The 17,545-nt window shown below is 35.3% G+C and carries 15 protein-coding genes; 9 read left to right on the top strand and 6 right to left on the bottom strand.

Annotated features, from left to right (window positions below; translation table 11 throughout):
- Positions 1–424: 424 nt before the first annotated feature.
- From TYM08_RS02065 to TYM08_RS02105, 9 genes are all read left to right on the top strand, one after another.
- On the top strand, positions 425–1,402 hold the full coding sequence (locus TYM08_RS02065) for a GlxA family transcriptional regulator (protein WP_422381316.1): 978 nt from the start codon (positions 425–427) through the stop codon (positions 1,400–1,402).
- Between the two features lie 160 nt (positions 1,403–1,562).
- Positions 1,563–2,429, top strand: coding sequence for an MYG1 family protein (locus tag TYM08_RS02070; protein WP_422381317.1), 867 nt, complete (start codon positions 1,563–1,565; stop codon positions 2,427–2,429).
- A 274-nt stretch (positions 2,430–2,703) separates the two neighbouring features.
- On the top strand, positions 2,704–3,324 hold the full coding sequence (locus TYM08_RS02075; RefSeq protein ID WP_422381318.1) for a methylthioribulose 1-phosphate dehydratase: 621 nt from the start codon (positions 2,704–2,706) through the stop codon (positions 3,322–3,324).
- Positions 3,321–4,022, top strand: a complete 702-nt coding sequence (gene mtnC, locus TYM08_RS02080; RefSeq protein ID WP_422381319.1) for an acireductone synthase — start codon at positions 3,321–3,323, stop codon at positions 4,020–4,022. The genes TYM08_RS02075 and mtnC overlap by 4 nt, the downstream gene beginning before the upstream one ends.
- 79 nt (positions 4,023–4,101) lie before the next feature.
- Complete coding sequence (gene dinB / locus TYM08_RS02085; protein ID WP_422381320.1) at positions 4,102–5,169, top strand: DNA polymerase IV; 1,068 nt, start codon at positions 4,102–4,104, stop codon at positions 5,167–5,169.
- 338 nt (positions 5,170–5,507) lie between these two features.
- Positions 5,508–7,166, top strand: a complete 1,659-nt coding sequence (ettA, locus tag TYM08_RS02090; RefSeq protein ID WP_422381321.1) for an energy-dependent translational throttle protein EttA — start codon at positions 5,508–5,510, stop codon at positions 7,164–7,166.
- Positions 7,167–7,331: 165 nt separating this feature from the next.
- Positions 7,332–7,970 (top strand): hypothetical protein, encoded by a 639-nt coding sequence (locus TYM08_RS02095; protein WP_422381322.1) that lies wholly within the window; start codon positions 7,332–7,334, stop codon positions 7,968–7,970.
- A gap of 10 nt (positions 7,971–7,980) precedes the next feature.
- Positions 7,981–8,697 (top strand): hypothetical protein, encoded by a 717-nt coding sequence (locus TYM08_RS02100; RefSeq protein ID WP_422381323.1) that lies wholly within the window; start codon positions 7,981–7,983, stop codon positions 8,695–8,697.
- A gap of 296 nt (positions 8,698–8,993) precedes the next feature.
- Positions 8,994–11,747, top strand: coding sequence for a M16 family metallopeptidase (locus TYM08_RS02105; protein WP_422381324.1), 2,754 nt, complete (start codon positions 8,994–8,996; stop codon positions 11,745–11,747).
- A 57-nt stretch (positions 11,748–11,804) separates the two neighbouring features.
- Here the strand turns inward: TYM08_RS02105 and TYM08_RS02110 are convergent, their stop codons facing one another.
- The 6 genes from TYM08_RS02110 to TYM08_RS02135 form a co-directional block, all read right to left on the bottom strand.
- Positions 11,805–11,978, bottom strand: coding sequence for a hypothetical protein (locus TYM08_RS02110; RefSeq protein WP_422381325.1), 174 nt, complete (start codon positions 11,976–11,978; stop codon positions 11,805–11,807).
- Between the two features lie 599 nt (positions 11,979–12,577).
- On the bottom strand, positions 12,578–13,135 hold the full coding sequence (locus TYM08_RS02115; RefSeq protein WP_422381326.1) for an NADPH-dependent FMN reductase: 558 nt from the start codon (positions 13,133–13,135) through the stop codon (positions 12,578–12,580).
- A gap of 164 nt (positions 13,136–13,299) precedes the next feature.
- Positions 13,300–13,593 carry an antibiotic biosynthesis monooxygenase family protein gene (locus TYM08_RS02120; protein ID WP_422381327.1) on the bottom strand — a complete coding sequence of 98 codons (294 nt, stop codon included), beginning with the start codon at positions 13,591–13,593 and terminating at the stop codon, positions 13,300–13,302.
- Positions 13,594–13,620: 27 nt separating this feature from the next.
- The gene (locus TYM08_RS02125; RefSeq protein ID WP_422381328.1) at positions 13,621–14,028 is read right to left on the bottom strand and encodes a hypothetical protein; all 408 of its coding nucleotides are present in this window, start codon (positions 14,026–14,028) and stop codon (positions 13,621–13,623) included.
- Between the two features lie 72 nt (positions 14,029–14,100).
- Positions 14,101–16,227 (bottom strand): phosphate acetyltransferase, encoded by a 2,127-nt coding sequence (gene pta / locus TYM08_RS02130; protein WP_422381329.1) that lies wholly within the window; start codon positions 16,225–16,227, stop codon positions 14,101–14,103.
- Positions 16,228–16,238: 11 nt separating this feature from the next.
- Positions 16,239–17,429 (bottom strand): acetate/propionate family kinase, encoded by a 1,191-nt coding sequence (locus TYM08_RS02135; RefSeq protein WP_422381330.1) that lies wholly within the window; start codon positions 17,427–17,429, stop codon positions 16,239–16,241.
- Between the last annotated feature and the right edge of the window lie 116 nt (positions 17,430–17,545).

The raw sequence follows: 17,545 nt of genomic DNA on the forward strand, positions 1-17,545 counted from the left end.
TGACGATATTAGATGGTAATTACTAGCATCAAAATTTTTAGATATCTGGTAATTGTATTATCATTAATTTTTTTTATTAGTATCATTACTTTTTTGAAAATTTAGGCGAAAAATACCCACAAGATTATTTGTCGTACAGAATTGGTGTAACATTGATGTGCAGTATCAATTAAATAATCGGAATTTTAAGTTTGTGAGTGTTAAATAATATTTTTTTAATGATTGGCAGTAATAACAAGGCGATGTTTTTTTAATAAAACTAATGAAGGCAGTCTTGATGACTGTCTTTTTATTTAGTACAAAATATATTCAATAGGGTGAGTTATGTGCATGAATATACAGTTTAGTGCCTTGATATAAAATTGGATAAAACGGCCAAAAGTAAGGTAATATGGCCGAAATAGTTTGTTTAAGTTGAATGATCATGCAAGCACGTGTCCTTTATTTTTTGGTATACCCAAAAGCGTTAGCCACAGGTATTTGTTTACCTGTTGAGATGTTTCATGCAGTGAACACGTTATCTAAAGTTAAAAGTAAGCAAGATGCGATTCAAGTTAAATTAGTTAGTGTCGATGGAAATGCGGTTGAAGTAACCGGTGGATTAAAACTACATTGTGATTTGTCATTAGATGAAACAAAACAGGCCGATGGTATTTTTATTCCGCCTATGTGGTCAAATCCAAATTCCGTTTTAAATAACAGTCATAAGATGCAAACTTGGATTAAAAACCAAGTAGATGGTGGCGCGCAAGTGGTGGCTACCGGAACAGGTGTCAGTTTGCTAGCTCAAACAGGATTATTAGATGGAAAAGTAGCCACGACACACTGGTATTATTTTGATGCGTTTCAAAAACGTTTCCCAAAAGTAAGGTTACAAAAAAAGCAGTTCATTACACATACAGATAGCTTGTATTGCACAGGTTCGATCAATGCGCAAACGGATTTAGTGCTGTATTTAATCAACCAGTATGTGGGTAAAGAAGCATTGGCATTAGTGGAAAAACATTTTTCCCATGAAATTAATCGAACATATAGTGCTCCTTTTGAAGAAACAACTATTCATCACGATGAGGTGATTATCGAAGTGCAACAATGGTTAAATCAAAATTGGAAGGAACATATCAATCTTGAAACGATGGCAAAATTTTCCAAAATGAGTGTTAGAAATTTTTCAAGGCGGTTTAAACAAGCCACCAGTTTGAGTGCGCAACAATATTTAATAAAACTAAAATTAGACAAAGCCCAAGAGCTACTTAAGCAAACTAATTTGTCCACCGCGCAAATTGCCGATCAAACTGGGTTTGATGATCCAGCTTATTTTTCAAGGCTGTTTAAAAAACAATTTGATTGTTCGCCAGTAGAGTATCGAAAATTAGTGCGAGCAAAAAGTTTTAGATTGTAGAACGGGCCTATTACATTTTAAGCCTTAAGAGTGATGATCTACCCAAATATTAATTCATCGAACACCTGTTGTTGTTTGATGCCTTAGTATAAAATCCGCCCTTTATTTTTCTTGCCGCTTTATCTGTGGTGTTACTCAACTTTTATAATGAACCCTATTCATGAATGATTTAACTGTCGCTACTCATAATGGTAATTTTCACGCAGATGATGTGTTTGCTGTTGCCACCCTTAAACATGTGTATTCTGATTTTAATTTAGTACGTACACGGGATTTAGACGTGATCGCCAAGGCCGATATTGTGTTGGATGTGGGAGGCGTATATGACCAGGACAGTAATCGTTTTGATCATCATCAGCGAGGTGGAGCAGGTGCGCGTGAAAACGGAATTCCTTATTCGTCATTTGGGTTGATCTGGAAAAAATTTGGCTTGCAGATCTGTGAGGGTAATCAGGATGTGTTTGCCTCCATTGATGCTAATTTAGTGTCTACTATTGATGCGATAGATTGTGGACATGTAGAAGGGGTTTCTACGGGTATCAGTTTGAGTCAAAGTATTTCTATGTTTAATCCTACTTGGCAAGAGCAGGCTGATTACGATGGTTGTTTTAACGAGGCTGTTGAATTTGCAACTCGATTATTATCGCGTTTTATTGCAGCGGCAAGTGGTGGGGTAAATGCAAAATCGATTGTGGCCAGCGCCATTGAAAATGCAAAAGATCCTCGAGTGATTGTGTTAGAGCAATACACGCCGTGGAAAACAACCGTGCATACATTATCTAAAGATGCGTTGTATGTGGTGTATCCGTCTCAAGGTCAATGGCGTATTCAAACTGTGCCGGTTGAGCTTGGCTCATTTGAAGATCGTAAATCATTACCTACGCCGTGGGCGGGATTGTCTGATCAAGCATTACAGCAAGTGACGCAATTAGAGGATGCTACGTTTTGTCATAACGGATTATTTATAGCAGGTGCCAAGTCTTTTGAAAGTGTCATGCAAATGGCCGAGATGGCGTTGCAAAGCTAATTGATAGTGGCGCTGATATTTCGGCGCCATTGGTTTTAATTTTATAACCGATTTCTTAACTGCAATCTAAATCGCCTCTATCACTACACCAATAACTACACAAATAACTGCACCAATAACTGCACCAATAACTACTCAAATAACCGCAACAAACACGACAGCTTTAACAGAACGCTCATTGCTCATTATTATTACCTGATTAAATTAACTCCTATTATTTGTCCCGTATAACAATAATGGTAAGATACCCGCCTTTTTATTTTGTATGAATGTTATGAATACTCAACAAGCAATTTCTGAATTAATCGCCCTTGGCAAGTGGATTGGCGCCAAAGGCTGGGTGCCTGCAACCGGCGGTAATTTTTCGATTAGAGCGGACGATTGCTTTGTGGTCACTGCTAGCGGTTTTGATAAAGGTGCGTTAAACAACAAGTGTTTTTTAAACGTTAATTCTGCTGGAGATATTTTAAATGGCAACGGTAAACCCTCTGCAGAAACGGCGCTGCATCTAGCACTGTACGAATTATCCCTAGACACTCATTGTGTATTGCATACGCATTCTGTCGCAGCGACAGTGTTGTCGCGTTATATAAAAGGCGATGTGTTTAGTGTGAGCGGATACGAAATGCAAAAATCCTTAACCGGTTATACCAGCCACCAAGACACACTTAGCATTGCAATATTTGATAACGACCAAGACATGAATCGATTAGCGCAAACGGTGCGAGATTATTTTTCAAATCAATCGCATAAATTACAACACGGTATTTTAATTCGTGGACATGGTTTATATGCATTTGGGCAAAACCCAGCACAAACCAAACAACATTTAGAAGGGTTAGAATTTTTATTTGCCTGCGAACTTGAGCGCATTAAATTGGAAGCTGCATTATGATTAAAGCCATTATTACCGACATAGAAGGCACGATTACCCGCATTTCATTTGTAAAAGAAATTTTGTTTCCTTATGCAAAAAAACAACTGCCTGATTTTATTCGTCAAAATCAAACTCAAAAAGAAGTCGCCATTCAAATAAATGAAACCAAACGCATCATGCAAAATGAAAAAGCTGATTTAGAAATAGATTTAGATTTAGAAGCTGTGATTGCGCAATTATTACAATGGATTGAAGACGATCAAAAAATCACGCCCTTAAAACAACTGCAAGGTTTAGTATGGTTTGAAGGTTACAGTAAAGGTGATTTTACTGGACACATATATAATGATGCGATGGAGTTTTTAAACCAAGTATCAAACGATTATGAGTTATATGTGTATTCATCAGGTTCGGTAAAAGCACAACAATTGTTGTTTCAGTATTCAGACTTTGGTGATATCCGGCCTTTATTTAAAGACTATTTTGATACATTAGTGGGCGGTAAAAAAGAAGTACAATCTTATAATAATATTATTAAACAAATTAATATTGCTGCTGAACAGGTATTATTTTTAAGTGATATTTTACAAGAGTTAGATGCAGCAAAATCAGCAGGTTTGCAAACCTGTCAATTGTTAAGAGATGGGCAAGCAACAAGTGATGAGCATGTTGTAATTAATGATTTTACTGAGTTTGATATTGAAGATTTTAAGTAAAGCAGGGCTTTTTTTTGGTGGCTATCCATTAGGTTGAAACTAGGCTAAAATTCGTATAACTGTATAAATAACCAGTAATATGAAAAAATTCATTCACATTGATATGGACTGTTTTTTTGCGGCTGTCGAGATGCAAAAGCGCCCAGAACTTAAAAACGTGCCCATGGCTATTGGTGGCTCTAAGCTTCGCCGTGGGGTGATTGCTACCTGTAATTATCCTGCAAGGGCGTTTGGAGTACACTCGGCAATGGCAACGGCCAATGCATTACGAGTGTGTCCACAACTTGTATTGGTGCCAGGCAGTATGAAGGAGTACAGCCGCATATCGGCACAAATTATGTCAATTTTGCGCACATTTACTGATCAAGTTGAAGTCGTTTCAGTAGATGAAGCGTTTTTAGATGTCACCGATTGCTCATTACATAATGGCAGCGCCACATTAATAGCCCAAGACATTCGAGCTGAAATATTCAAACAAACAGGACTGACTGCATCTGCTGGCGTGGCACCTGTTCGTTTTATTGCCAAAATTGCAAGTGATGAAAACAAACCAAACGGACAGTGTGTAGTAACACCTGATCAACTAGATGGATTTGTATTAAATTTACCTCTTAAAAAAATACCAGGGGTGGGTAAAGTCACTCAAGAAAAATTAGCCAACATGGGCTTGCATACCTGCGCTGATATTCGCGAAAAAAACCTAAATTTTATGATTGATAAATTTGGCAAGTTTGGCTTAAGCATTTGGCATAAAAGTCATGGCATAGACAATAGAGGTTTAAGTTTTAATCGAGAACGAAAATCAATAGGCGTGGAGCATACCTTAGCAGAAGACATCACAACTTATGAGCAGTGTTGTGACTGTCTTGATAATTTATTGCTACGACTAAACGAAAGAATGGAAAGTAAATCTCAACAAACTATTTGTACGCTTGGGGTGAAATTAAAATTTAACGATTTTAAATCCACAAGTGTTGAACAAAAAGCCAATCAATTATCCACAGGGTTATTTAAACAGTTATTACTGCAAGCATTTTATAGAAAGGCCGAACGAAGCATTCGTTTAGTTGGAATATTTGTCAATTTGCCAAGTGGTGAATTAAACAAACAGCTGGAGTTGAATTTAAAATTGGATTTGTTTACTTGATTTCGTGTGATGGTTTAGGAGATAGTTGAACGCTTTTTTACGACTTTTTAACGACACTGTTTTAATAATTTTATAATGTGAAATAAAGCGAGAGACCTTGGTTAATGCTGATGTATTACCCGGCAACTTACATTCCTTTTAGTGTGTTTGCGCTTTATTCCAAATGTGTCGGTAAACTTTTTGGATACAGTGACTTAAAACTAACCATTAGCTCCTTGTAAACCCACACAAAACCCCATTTCAAAAACTAAACCCCAACACACTAGCTATCTACCTCCCACCCATCTAAAATAACCCCCAAATTTCAATCCAATTCATACAAAAAGAGGGTTCTACACTTGGCTCAATACGTATATACAATGAATCGCGTCGGTAAAGTTGTACCGCCTAAGCGCGAAATCTTAAAAGATATATCTCTTTCGTTTTTTCATGGTGCTAAAATTGGTGTTTTGGGCTTAAACGGTTCAGGTAAATCGACACTTCTAAAAATTATGGCTGGCCTAGACACCGAAATTAACGGTGAAGCGCGCCCACAGCCGGGTCTTAAAATCGGATACTTACCGCAAGAGCCTGATTTAGACGACAACAAGACAGTTAAAGAAATTGTCGAAGAAGCATTAGAAGCGATCACGACAGCTCAAACTGACTTAGAAGCCGTGTATGCAGCTTACGCTGAACCCGATGCTGATTTTGATAAACTGGCTAAACGCCAAGGCGAATTAGAAGCGTTTATTGAAACGGCCGATGCACACAATATTGAACGTAAAATGGAAATCGCAGCGGACGCATTACGTCTTCCGCCTTGGGATCAAAAAGTAGGTGTACTATCTGGTGGTGAACGCCGTCGTGTTGCATTATGTCGTTTGCTGTTAGCTGCGCCTGAAATGTTGTTATTAGATGAGCCAACCAACCATTTGGATGCTGAATCCGTTGCATGGCTAGAGCGATTCTTACATGACTTTACGGGTACCGTAGTCGCCATTACCCATGATCGATATTTCTTAGATAACGTAGCCGGTTGGATTTTAGAGCTGGATCGTGGCCATGGTATTCCTCATGAAGGTAACTACTCGGGTTTCTTAGAAGCAAAAGAAGCGCGCTTACAAAACGAGTCGAAAACACAGTCTAAGCAAGACAAAGCTATCAAAGCTGAGCTTGAATGGGTTCGTCAAGGCGCAAAAGGCAGACAGTCAAAATCCAAAGCACGTTTGAAGCAATTTGAAGCAATGAATTCTGGGTCTTTCCAAGAGCGTAACGAAACCAACGAAATTTACATTCCACCTGGACCAAGATTGGGTGACAAAGTCATCAGCGTTGAAGGGTTATCTAAATCTTTTGACGGCCGATTATTGTATGAAAATTTAAACTTCACATTGCCACCAGGCGCAATTATGGGTGTCATCGGTGGTAACGGTGCGGGTAAATCAACATTATTTAAAATGTTGTTAGACCAAGAAAAACCAGACAGCGGCACCATCGATATCGGTGAAACGGTTAAATTGGCATGTGTTGGTCAAATGCGTGAATTAAACGATGATGCAACTGTATTTGATGAAATTTCAGACGGTGCAGAATTTATTCGTGTTGGCGCATATGAAACATCAAGTCGTTCATACATCAGCCGATTTAACTTTAAAGGCAGCGATCAACAGAAGTTTGTTAAACAACTTTCTGGTGGTGAGCGTAACCGTTTATTCTTAGCAAAATTATTAAAAGAAGGCGGCAACGTACTATTACTGGATGAGCCAACCAATGACTTAGACGTAGAAACATTACGTGCACTAGAGGAAGCAGTATTAGCTTTCCCAGGTGCTGCCATTGTTATCTCGCATGACCGTTGGTTCTTAGACAGAGTGTGTACGCATACTTTAGCATTTGAAGATGACGGCAATGTGTGTTTCTTCGAAGGCAGCTTCAGTGAATATCAAGAAGATTTGATCAAACGTGTTGGTGATACTGGACCGAAACGTGTGAAGCATAAAACGATTAAACGATAAATAAATGGGTCAATCGTAGTTTTTGCGTCACACAATCATATCTTGAATGTGTGACGCAGCAAATTGCGAACCATCCTATTAATGCTAAAATGCGTTGCTTAATACAAACGCATAAAACAAAATCCTCATTGATTCATCACTGGGGATTTTTTTAAGAGAAAAAATATGACCGATAGCGCAGCTGCGACAATAAAATCCTCACTTATAAAAATGGCATTGGGCACGACGTTAAGTGCGTTTTTTATATTGCTTGCTTTGATGATGCTATTTAGTAAACAGATGGATTTTTTTATCACTACCATTGTAGTGTTAATCGGATTAGTCGGAATATTATTTGCGGTGTTTGCATTCAGTCAATTTGCAAAAGTCACACTTAGTTTTGCTAAAAATGAAAAAAAACACGTCACCAATGCATTAACACAAGCAAAAGACATGCTTGATAATAGTAAGACACTCAAAGAAGAGCAGGTTTATTACCGTAGTTTAATCGATTCAATGCCGATGCAAGCTTGGGTGTTAAATGCGCAGTATCAATACGCAGTCATTAATCGATTGCATCAACAAGCATTAAACCTTGCAGAAAAAGAAATTCTAGGGCAGTTTGAAGATGAACAATCCTACGAATTAACTAAGCAATGCTTAGAGACAATGCAGCAAGTGCATTCAAAAGAATTTGACGAAACTCAACGTAAAACCTTTGAAACAATACGATATCCTATTGAAGGAAAGGGGCAAACAAAAAATGCTGTGGTGTGTTTTCGTTATTTAATAACAGATGATTCTGCCAAAATTCAAAAACATTAAAGAGAAAAATATGAAATTATTAACTGTATTGATATTAAGTGTTACTTTTATAATTGGTTGTTCAAAAAATAAAGAGCCAGAAGCAATAGATGTAAAAGAAAATAATGCTGTGTTAGGTTTTTGGGTGTCAGATGATTATTCTTATATTCTAAAAATAAATAATGATAACACCGAATTTACATTTTTAAGTAAAGCGGCAGCAGAAAATGCTCAGGCTAATATTTGTTCTAATGTGTCGTTAACTCAAGACAGTGTGATTTTAAATTGCCAAATCACTCAAAATAAAGACTTTGGTATGAAATTAAATGAAAACGATCAATTAATTTCAACGGATAAAAACAAACCAGGTAGTTTAAAACGCATTCCAAATTTAGAGGTTAAAGACATAAGCGCAACTTGGAAAGACAAAGAAAGTAACGGAATAAGAACCACTATTTATGTCACTCATCAACGAGAAGCCGATTTTGATTTAGAAACTTTTGACATTTATGAAAAAACAAAAGCCTATAACTATTATTTTGATAAAGAATACAAAATAACGTTTACCGAGGGATTTATTTTAACTGAGCAAACTACAAGTGGCCCAAGAATTACTTATATTGTTGAATATACAAATGATTGGTATCGCGCGGTAGATCAAACTGGTTATTCTTGGTTTGCTGTTCGATACGAAGGGGATATGAATAAAGAGTTGCAAGAGCAGGGTTATACTTTGTTGAATAAATAAATATTGCCCCTCTGGAATTTAATTTTTCAGGGGGTATTTTATTGATGCTTTAATAGACTCTATTTTTATCTGCTTAAAAAATATTCACACCAAATCGCTTAGCCTCATATATCATACTACCTGCTTCAAATCACCCACATCAAAACTCTCGCTCAAAAAATACATATATCATTAAATGACTAATAGTATTATGACATTCAAAATGGTGTCGGTATAATTTGATACATCATTTATTTAGGGTTGATAAAATAATCACTCCAAATAAATGCAAAATCAACTTCAAAATAGGAATAAAAATGAAGTACTTTCTAATATTTACACTCATATTCATGACATTTATGTCCCATGCATACGAAATCAACGATCCAAGTCTCGCCCACGGTCAATTCGAAAACGGTTTTAATTATGTGATTAAACCCAATGTTGATGAGGGGGATGATAAAGTCTACTTTGCTCTGATCGTAAATACTGGCAGCTACAACGAAGAGGATGATCAGCGTGGTTACGCTCATGTTTTAGAGCATGCCATGTTTCGCTCACAAACTGCAGTGGATGATCCGTTTACGTTTTTTGCTGAAAAAGGCGGTAGCGTCAATGCATTAACATTATTTCATGAAACGGTTTATATGCCTAGTGTGCGTCAAGGGGATGAACAATATGCACTGGATTTTTTGAGTGATATTGCCACCAATTTAAATATCGATGATGTTGGTTTGAAGTTAGACCAGGAGATTGTGTTAAATGAATTTAATACATCCGGTAATCCACATGTTGATGTCTCCCCTTATTTAAATGAATTTTATTTTGGGCGACAAAATCGCTATCTAAAAAGGCTGCCTATTGGCACTAAAAAATCGTTACTTGAAATAAATGTTGAAGCGGTGTCGCGTTTTTATAATGATTGGTATCATCCTCAAAACATGACGTTGTTGGTGGTTGGTGATATTAATTCAGAAGAAATGGTTAAACAAATAAATAAATCATTTTCGGGCATAGAAAAAACTGGAAAATTAAAAAAAGAAAAACCAATCGTAAAGCCAAGGAACACAACTTATAACAGTGCAATTAATGTCGATGAAGTGTTTGTGTCGCAAGAATATATTTTCAATAGTAGTTCGGATCGTAAAATTAAAGAGTTTGAATTAATACAATATAATTTATTGACGATGTTAATAAAGGATGATCTTGATGCATTAATTAAAAATTATGACTTGCCATTTAATGAGTCATACGTTAAGTATATTGAGTTTGGGTATGGAGAGTTGCTTTCTTTAACAATTGAGTTAAGTGAAGTGGATGCTACCGATCAACTTGAAAATACTGTTTCGTTTTTGGAAAAGTATAAACTTAAATTGATAAATGACGGTTTCTCACAGGAAAAAATAAATGAATTTAAAACGATATTTTTAAATGATATTGAGGTTGAATTAAAATCACCCTTTGTCAAAAAATCTAATTTTTTGTACAGTGTATATTTAAATGCATTGATGAATGAGGAACGAATTGATTCTATAGAAGATTCATTGGTGATTATTGATACTTACTTGAACACCATTACACCAGAAATACTTAAAAGTAATATGAAAGCTTTGTTTGGTAGCTCCACTTCAACCCAAGTTGTATTTGACTCAGGTGCAAAAATAAGACAGCCAACAATTGAAAAATGGCAAGAGCAAGCAAAAACAGAATTCCAAGAACATGGATTGAAGTTAACTAAAAAAGAAGAAATAAAAACAGATGTTTATTCACTTCCTACCAAAGTTAAATCAGATTTGTCAATTAACAATATTCAATCAGCGTTTTTAGATCATCCTATAAAGTCTTGGACATTAAAAAATGGTATTACTGTGAATTATATTTACCAGCCCAATGATGCTAATCAAACGTATATGTTATTTACAACTCATGTTCGTGAAGTAGATTTAGAGCCAAATTTAAGAATTCCTTTAGTAAATTATAGTTATATTCAAATAGTAACGGGGTTAAAAGGATTAAGTTTTGATGAAATGTCTCAGCAATTTTCAAAAAACAAAATGGGATTATCTAGTCTTCATGGGTTGCCTAGTTTTTATGGTTTAGCAGAGCATGACCAATTGAATGTGCTAGGGGATTACATGCATAGAATGCTAGCAGAACCAATAATCGATCAACCGAAAACAATTGAAGTGATTGATAGTTTGAAGGAGAACTTTACATCATCACAACAAAGCTTTAGTTGGTTAAGTGAAAAAAATCGTGTGACGCATTTGTTTGGCTCGTCGCCCTACTATTCAGCCATTACGGTTGATGATGCACAAAAACAATTAACAGTTGAAAATATTGAAAAACTTCGAAAAGTATTGGTATCAAAAGAAGCGAAGCCTACGTTTTTAATAACCGGTGAGTTAAGTGAGCAAGATGCAATTGAATTAAGTGAAAAATACTTTGCTAATATTCAAACAAATGAAGATAAAAATTTATTAAAAAAATCTCCAATTGAAAATATCCCTTTACCAAAACCAGGGCGTTTTAATATCGGGTTTAATGAAATTCAGTACGACAATATTATTATGTATTTTGCAAGTAAAGCATTAGTTAAGTCGGATAAGAATATTGATCAAATGAAACTATTTAATTATTTATTTGGTACTTATATATTTGACGAAATGCGTGAAAAACGTGGGTTAATATATAGTCCTTCAACTACTTATTCCTTTAAAGATCGATTTATGCCATTTGGCTTTTTCTATGTGAATTTCCAAGCGGATGTTTTAAATGAAGATGAGTTCTATGGCATGTTCGATGAAGTGTTGGATGAATTTTTCAATAAAGAGATTACATTAGAAGAATTAGATAATGCAAAATCAGCACTGAAAGTAGAAGTGCAAGCTGAAATTACGCTGCCTACTATATTAAATGTATTTTTAAATGACTATCAAGATGACTTTAGCTTTGATCGGTATTATGAAAATAAAGGGGTAGACGGGTTAACATTGGATGAGGTGAATGCGTTTAAACAAATTATAAAAAACGATTATGTGAGAACCACCTTAACGACTTACCCTAGATAAAGGTTGTACATAATTAAAAAACCGATTCAATTGAATCGGTTTTTTTATATGTGTTATTTAATAAGAATATTTAAATTTCAAACCAGCATCAAAACTATAACCGAATTCTTGATAATAATTAAGTGGCCGAGCAGTAGCATTGATTGATAAATTTTTAATCGACAAAAGTTTGAAGTCTAATTGTGTACTTACTCCCCAAAACACTTTCCAATATTCTTTGGATTCATGCATCGTTGTCATCCCAAATTATTGAATATAATGGTATTCGTAAATTGGAACGGTAATAACAGAAGGTCCATAAAACAATGAAAGTCATTTAGTTAATTCTTTATTATGTAATGCGTTAATTTTGAATAAATGCTTTGCGTAAATATATGCCCCTCGCTTTCATAATAAGCAGGTACAACATAATCGGGGTCAAAATATGGGAAGTAATCAGGTGGCTCAGGTATGAAATTTACTTCAAACTCAATTAAAAATGATTGTTCTTTTAATTCAAATCCTCTACCAGCTAAAAAGATGAGTAAGTGATTCTTATTTTTCAGAATTAATGTTTAAATCTTGAGTTTTTATCAGGCTTGGGCCCTCCACGAATTTCAAAGGTGGAGGAATAAGAGTGATGGATACTCATTAACCCAGTGAATATTAGGGTTAAATTAACCAAGCTGTGTTTCATGTTATTTTGCTTAGGATACTTATCAGAATTTTTTTATTACAGTATTTGAGTGTTAAGCAATGAGATTAAATTTTTCCATTCTTGCTTAAAAAACGTGAACTATTCAATTCACGCCAAAATATGATAATTTAAGGGTTGTTCTTAATTTATACTTTTAAATTGTAGTGAGTGTATTTAAAAGGACACGTAATTGTGTTGCTAGCGTTTCGTCACTAAGTTGTTTTTTTTCAGAATCGAATTTTTGTGAAAACAGATCAACGGACATACTTCCTTTTACAATACCTTGGAAGTGTGGGGCAGATGTTACTGCAATATTCAACACATTACGTGCTCCGCCTTTACCTGGTGAGGTCGCTAGCATTAGCATGGGTTTATTTTGAAACACTTTTTTATTGTCCTGTGTTTTTATTCTAGATGCCCAGTCAAAAATATTTTTATAAGCGGCGCTATAGTTTCCATTGTGTTCAGCAAAAGAAATAATCATAGCATCAGATTGAGAGATTTTATCAAAAAAGTCATGAGCCAATTGAGGTATACCCGATTGTATTTCTCGATCAATACTGAATATAGGCATTTCAAAATCATTTAGATCTAATATTTCAATATCAGCATTGTGCATGATCTCATTTTTAAGTACTTTTGTGGCGTGAACGATTAATTGTTTGTTGATGGACTGTCGAGAGTTACTTGCTGCAAATGCTAAAATTTTCATGAATTTACCTATTGTGAATAAAATGTTAATCGATACTGTGTAGTTGCATTGAGTGGTTAAAATAAATAATCAATGCTTATAATAAAAGGTTTGTGAAATTACTTACCCACCTAGTCCCTTTGCCTTTAAAGCTAGCTACTTTGCCTTTAAGCTAGACTTTTCCTTTAAGCTAGACTTTGATAGTGGCGTAAAATTTCTACCACTTCAACTTCGTAATGTTTGTACCATTTCTCAGCGCCTAATTTTTGAGCTTTTAAATGTGAAAAGTCTTGCTTCCATTTTTTTATGCTTTCTAAATCCGGCCAGTATGAAACAGCAATTTCATTATCGTCTTGTGTTGTTGCTATAAAATCTGTACAGCCATAATGCGAGATAGCCAAATCCCGCATTTGTTTAGCCATTTGTGTATATTGCTTATCTAGAGAATTTATTTTGGCTTTAAAAATGACAGCATACATATTAGGTTCACTCGAAAATCAATAAAGTTATAATAATCTACAGTAATTTCTGTCTTCGTGGGTAAAAACAGCAATTAATGAAAACTTTAAAAAATTAGGACAGGTTGTTAAATAATTACTTGCGGCAACTTGTACGTTTTCAATCCATTCAATTTCATTTTCAGAAGTAATGATTTTTTCAAGCTCATCAAAATGACACTTGACTGCAAATTCAGAATCTTTAGTTTTACTGGTATCAGTCACCACAATGCTTAACTCGCATTTGGTTTTATTCCACTCCAGTAAAAAAAACTGAGATTCATCTTGAATAGTTTTATCCAATATTGAAGCAGCCTGTTCGATGCAGGTAGCTACTGCATCGTTAACTGGGTATTCGGTTTTTTCAGGGCAGCTGCCTATAATTATATTGTCTTTTTGTTGCCAATTGATTGTCATTTTTTTCTCTTAATATTTGTTAATTTGTTAATTTGTTAATTTGTTAATTTGTTAATTTGTTAATTTGTTTAATTACATTGGATTCGCTTGAATCGCGGTTAATGCGATTGTGTACACAATGTCATCCACTAATGCGCCTCGACTTAAATCATTCACTGGTTTATTTAAACCTTGTAACATTGGACCAATACTGACTAAATTTGCAGAGCGCTGCACAGCTTTATAGGTGGTATTTCCTGTATTTAAATCTGGAAATATAAATACAGTGGCTTGGCCTGCTACTAAACTGTCAGGAGCTTTTGTTTTTGCAACATTTGCAACACTTGCAGCGTCATATTGTAATGGACCATCTATTAATAAATCTGGTCGTTTTTCTTTTGCAATTCTTGTGGCTTCACGTACTTTTTCTACGTCACTGCCTGTGCCTGATTTTCCAGTTGAATAACTGATCATCGCAATTTTAGGTTCAATACCAAATGCTCTAGCAGAATCACCAGATTGAATTGCAATGTCCGCAAGCTCTTCAGATGTTGGATCAGGGTTTACAGCACAATCGCCATAAACTAAAACTTGCTCTGGTAATAACATAAAAAATATGGATGACACTAACGCAGCATCGGGTTTGGTTTTTATTAATTGTAATGCGGGGCGTATTGTATTTGCAGTTGTATGTATTGCGCCACTAACTAATCCGTCTACTTCATTTTGAGCAAGCATCATCGTGCCTAACACAACATTGTCTTCAAGGTAACTTTCCGCCATTTGCGATGTGACACCTTTGTGTTTTCGACGTTCAACTAATCCGGCAACGTATTGTTTTTGAATGTCCTCAGGATTTATGATTTCAATATTGTTATCTATTTCATATCCATGAGATTGAGCAATGCGTTCAATTTCAGATTTTCTGCCAAGTAACACGCATCGTGCAATTTGTTTTTGTGCACAAATACAGGCTGCTTGAATGGTTCTAGGTTCTTCTCCTTCAGGAAGAACGATGCGTTTATTTGCTGCTTTAGCGCGTTGTACTAATGCATAGCGAAATGCCGGAGGCGATAATCGGGTATCTGCAGTTAATTTACTGTGGTCTGATATCCAGTTTACATCAAGTGAATCTGCAACTGATTCCATTACAGAATCCATTCTTTCAAAATCATCACTTGGTACTTCACTTGGCATTTTATTTAAAATCTGTGCCGTGACATATGTATTTGAGGGTGTTGATAAAATTGTAAGTCCGTTATCTAAAGCAATCTTACATAAATCTAAAAGTTTTTGTTCTGGTAATAAATCACCAGTAAATAATATCCCCGCCAAAGGAACACCATTAGCTACTGCTAACGATGCCGCTAGTAAAATATCTTCACGATCGCCAGGTGTGACTAATAATGTACCTGGTAATAAAGTGTGCAAAATATTAGGCACGGTTCGCGCGGCAAGAGTGATTGTATTGACTCGTTGAGTTTGTATGTTACCTGCATGAATAATTGAAGCTTTTAAATAGTTACTTACATCAATGGTTCGTGGACTAATTAATTCCGCATTCCAATAAATTAATCCTAAGCAACGGAAGGTTTTCTTCTTAAAAATTGATAAATGATTTGAAATATTATCTAAGGTTAATTGGCTTTCATCAATTTCTTGGATGTCATCCATTGCTTGTAATTGACCGTCTTCAGGGGCGCCAATTTTATTGATGATACAGCCTAGTAATTTTTTAGAATATGCACCACCAAATAAACTTGCCGTCATTTCAATGCGTTGATTTAATCCTGCATAGGTTCTGTATTTTTTTGCGGCTACTAAAATAACGTCACTATTTAAAGTGTTAGCAATGGCGCTGTTTAATCGGTCTATATAATTTTCATTATTTACAGGCACTAAACCTTCAATGATTACCACATCAGCACCATGAGATGATTCACTAAAAATACTGACAATTTCTTCCATTAAACGATCTTCTTTACCTTGCGACATAAGATTTTGTGCATAATCTAAAGCAATAGGTTCACAAGGGTTTAATGACGTAGTTTGTTTTAAAATAAAGGTAGATTGATCGATTTTATTGGAGCCTGTTAATTGAGCAATGGGCTTACAAAATGCTACCGAGACACCTAATTGATCTAATGCACGAACCAAACCTAAACAAACGGAGGTCAGTCCTGTAGATGATGATGTGGGTGCGACAAAAATGCTTTTCATAGTTATTTCCTTTAAAGTGTTGTGGAAGTAAGGCGAGTGCAATCTTGTGCAATCATCCATTCTTCATTTGTGTTAATCACCATACATAACGTGGATTGATCAGAGCTGATTCGGCCAGTTTGTTTATCAGGATTTTTATTTAAAGTTTCATCTATTTTAAATCCTAGTAATGTTAAATTTTGAATAACTTGGGAGCGAATAAAACTTGAATTTTCTCCAATGCCACCTGTAAAAATAAGTGCATCAATGCTGGTTAACGATGTGGCCAATGCCATAATTTGTTTGGCTAATTTAAAGCAAAATACATCAATGGCAATACCTGCTTGTTCATGTCCTTTTTCTTTTGCTTCAACAAGTGTGCGCATATCATTACTCAACTCAGACAAGCCTAATAATCCAGAGGCTTTATTTAATTTATTTGTAATCTCATCTAGCGACCAACCCATTTTTTGCTGCATAAATTGTAAAATACTTGCATCAATATCGCCGCAGCGCGTACCCATTACTAATCCTTCAAGTGGTGTCATTCCCATTGTTGTATCGATACTTTTTGAATCTTTAATTGCACTTGCGCTGCACCCATTACCTAAATGCACGGTAATAATTTGATGATTGTCATTTAAATTTAATATTTCTTTTGCACGTTGTGCTACGTATTTATGAGACGTTCCATGAAAACCATAGCGACGTACACCTTGTTGTTTGTACCATTGATAAGGCAGTGCATATAAATACGCTTTTGAAGGAAGGCTTTGATGAAATGCGGTATCAAACACAGCAATTTGTTTTGTGTCTTGAAATATACTTTGCATAATCTTGATTCCTTCTATATTTGCAGGATTATGAAGAGGCGCTAAAGCACTGCAATTTTCTAATGCATGAATCACTTGATCGTCAATTATCACAGAGTCTGAAAAATACTCGCCACCATGCACCACTCGATGGCCAATGGCGTGTATGTGATCTAAATTTATTTCTAATTTTTTGAATTGATCCAATAAAAATAAAATCGCGGTTTTATGGTCGGCATTAGCAATGTTGTGCTTAAATTTACTTTGTTTATATTTAATAGTAATGGACGCTTGAGTTTGACCTAATTGTTCGGCTAATCCATTTAAAATCGGCTCTGGATTATTTTGCTCAAATAGTGAAAATTTAAAAGATGAACTGCCGCTGTTAAATACTAAAATTTGATGAGTCATAGTGGTTTGCTGTTTAAAAATATGTGCTCAGTATAACCACTGTCATTTATTAATCAAAAGAACATTGACCATATAGAATCGGGTTGTCACAATACTTTAAATTTTTCATCCACTTA

The organism is Marinicellulosiphila megalodicopiae (assembly GCF_045862395.1).
GTDB lineage: Bacteria > Pseudomonadota > Gammaproteobacteria > Pseudomonadales > Natronospirillaceae > Marinicellulosiphila > Marinicellulosiphila megalodicopiae.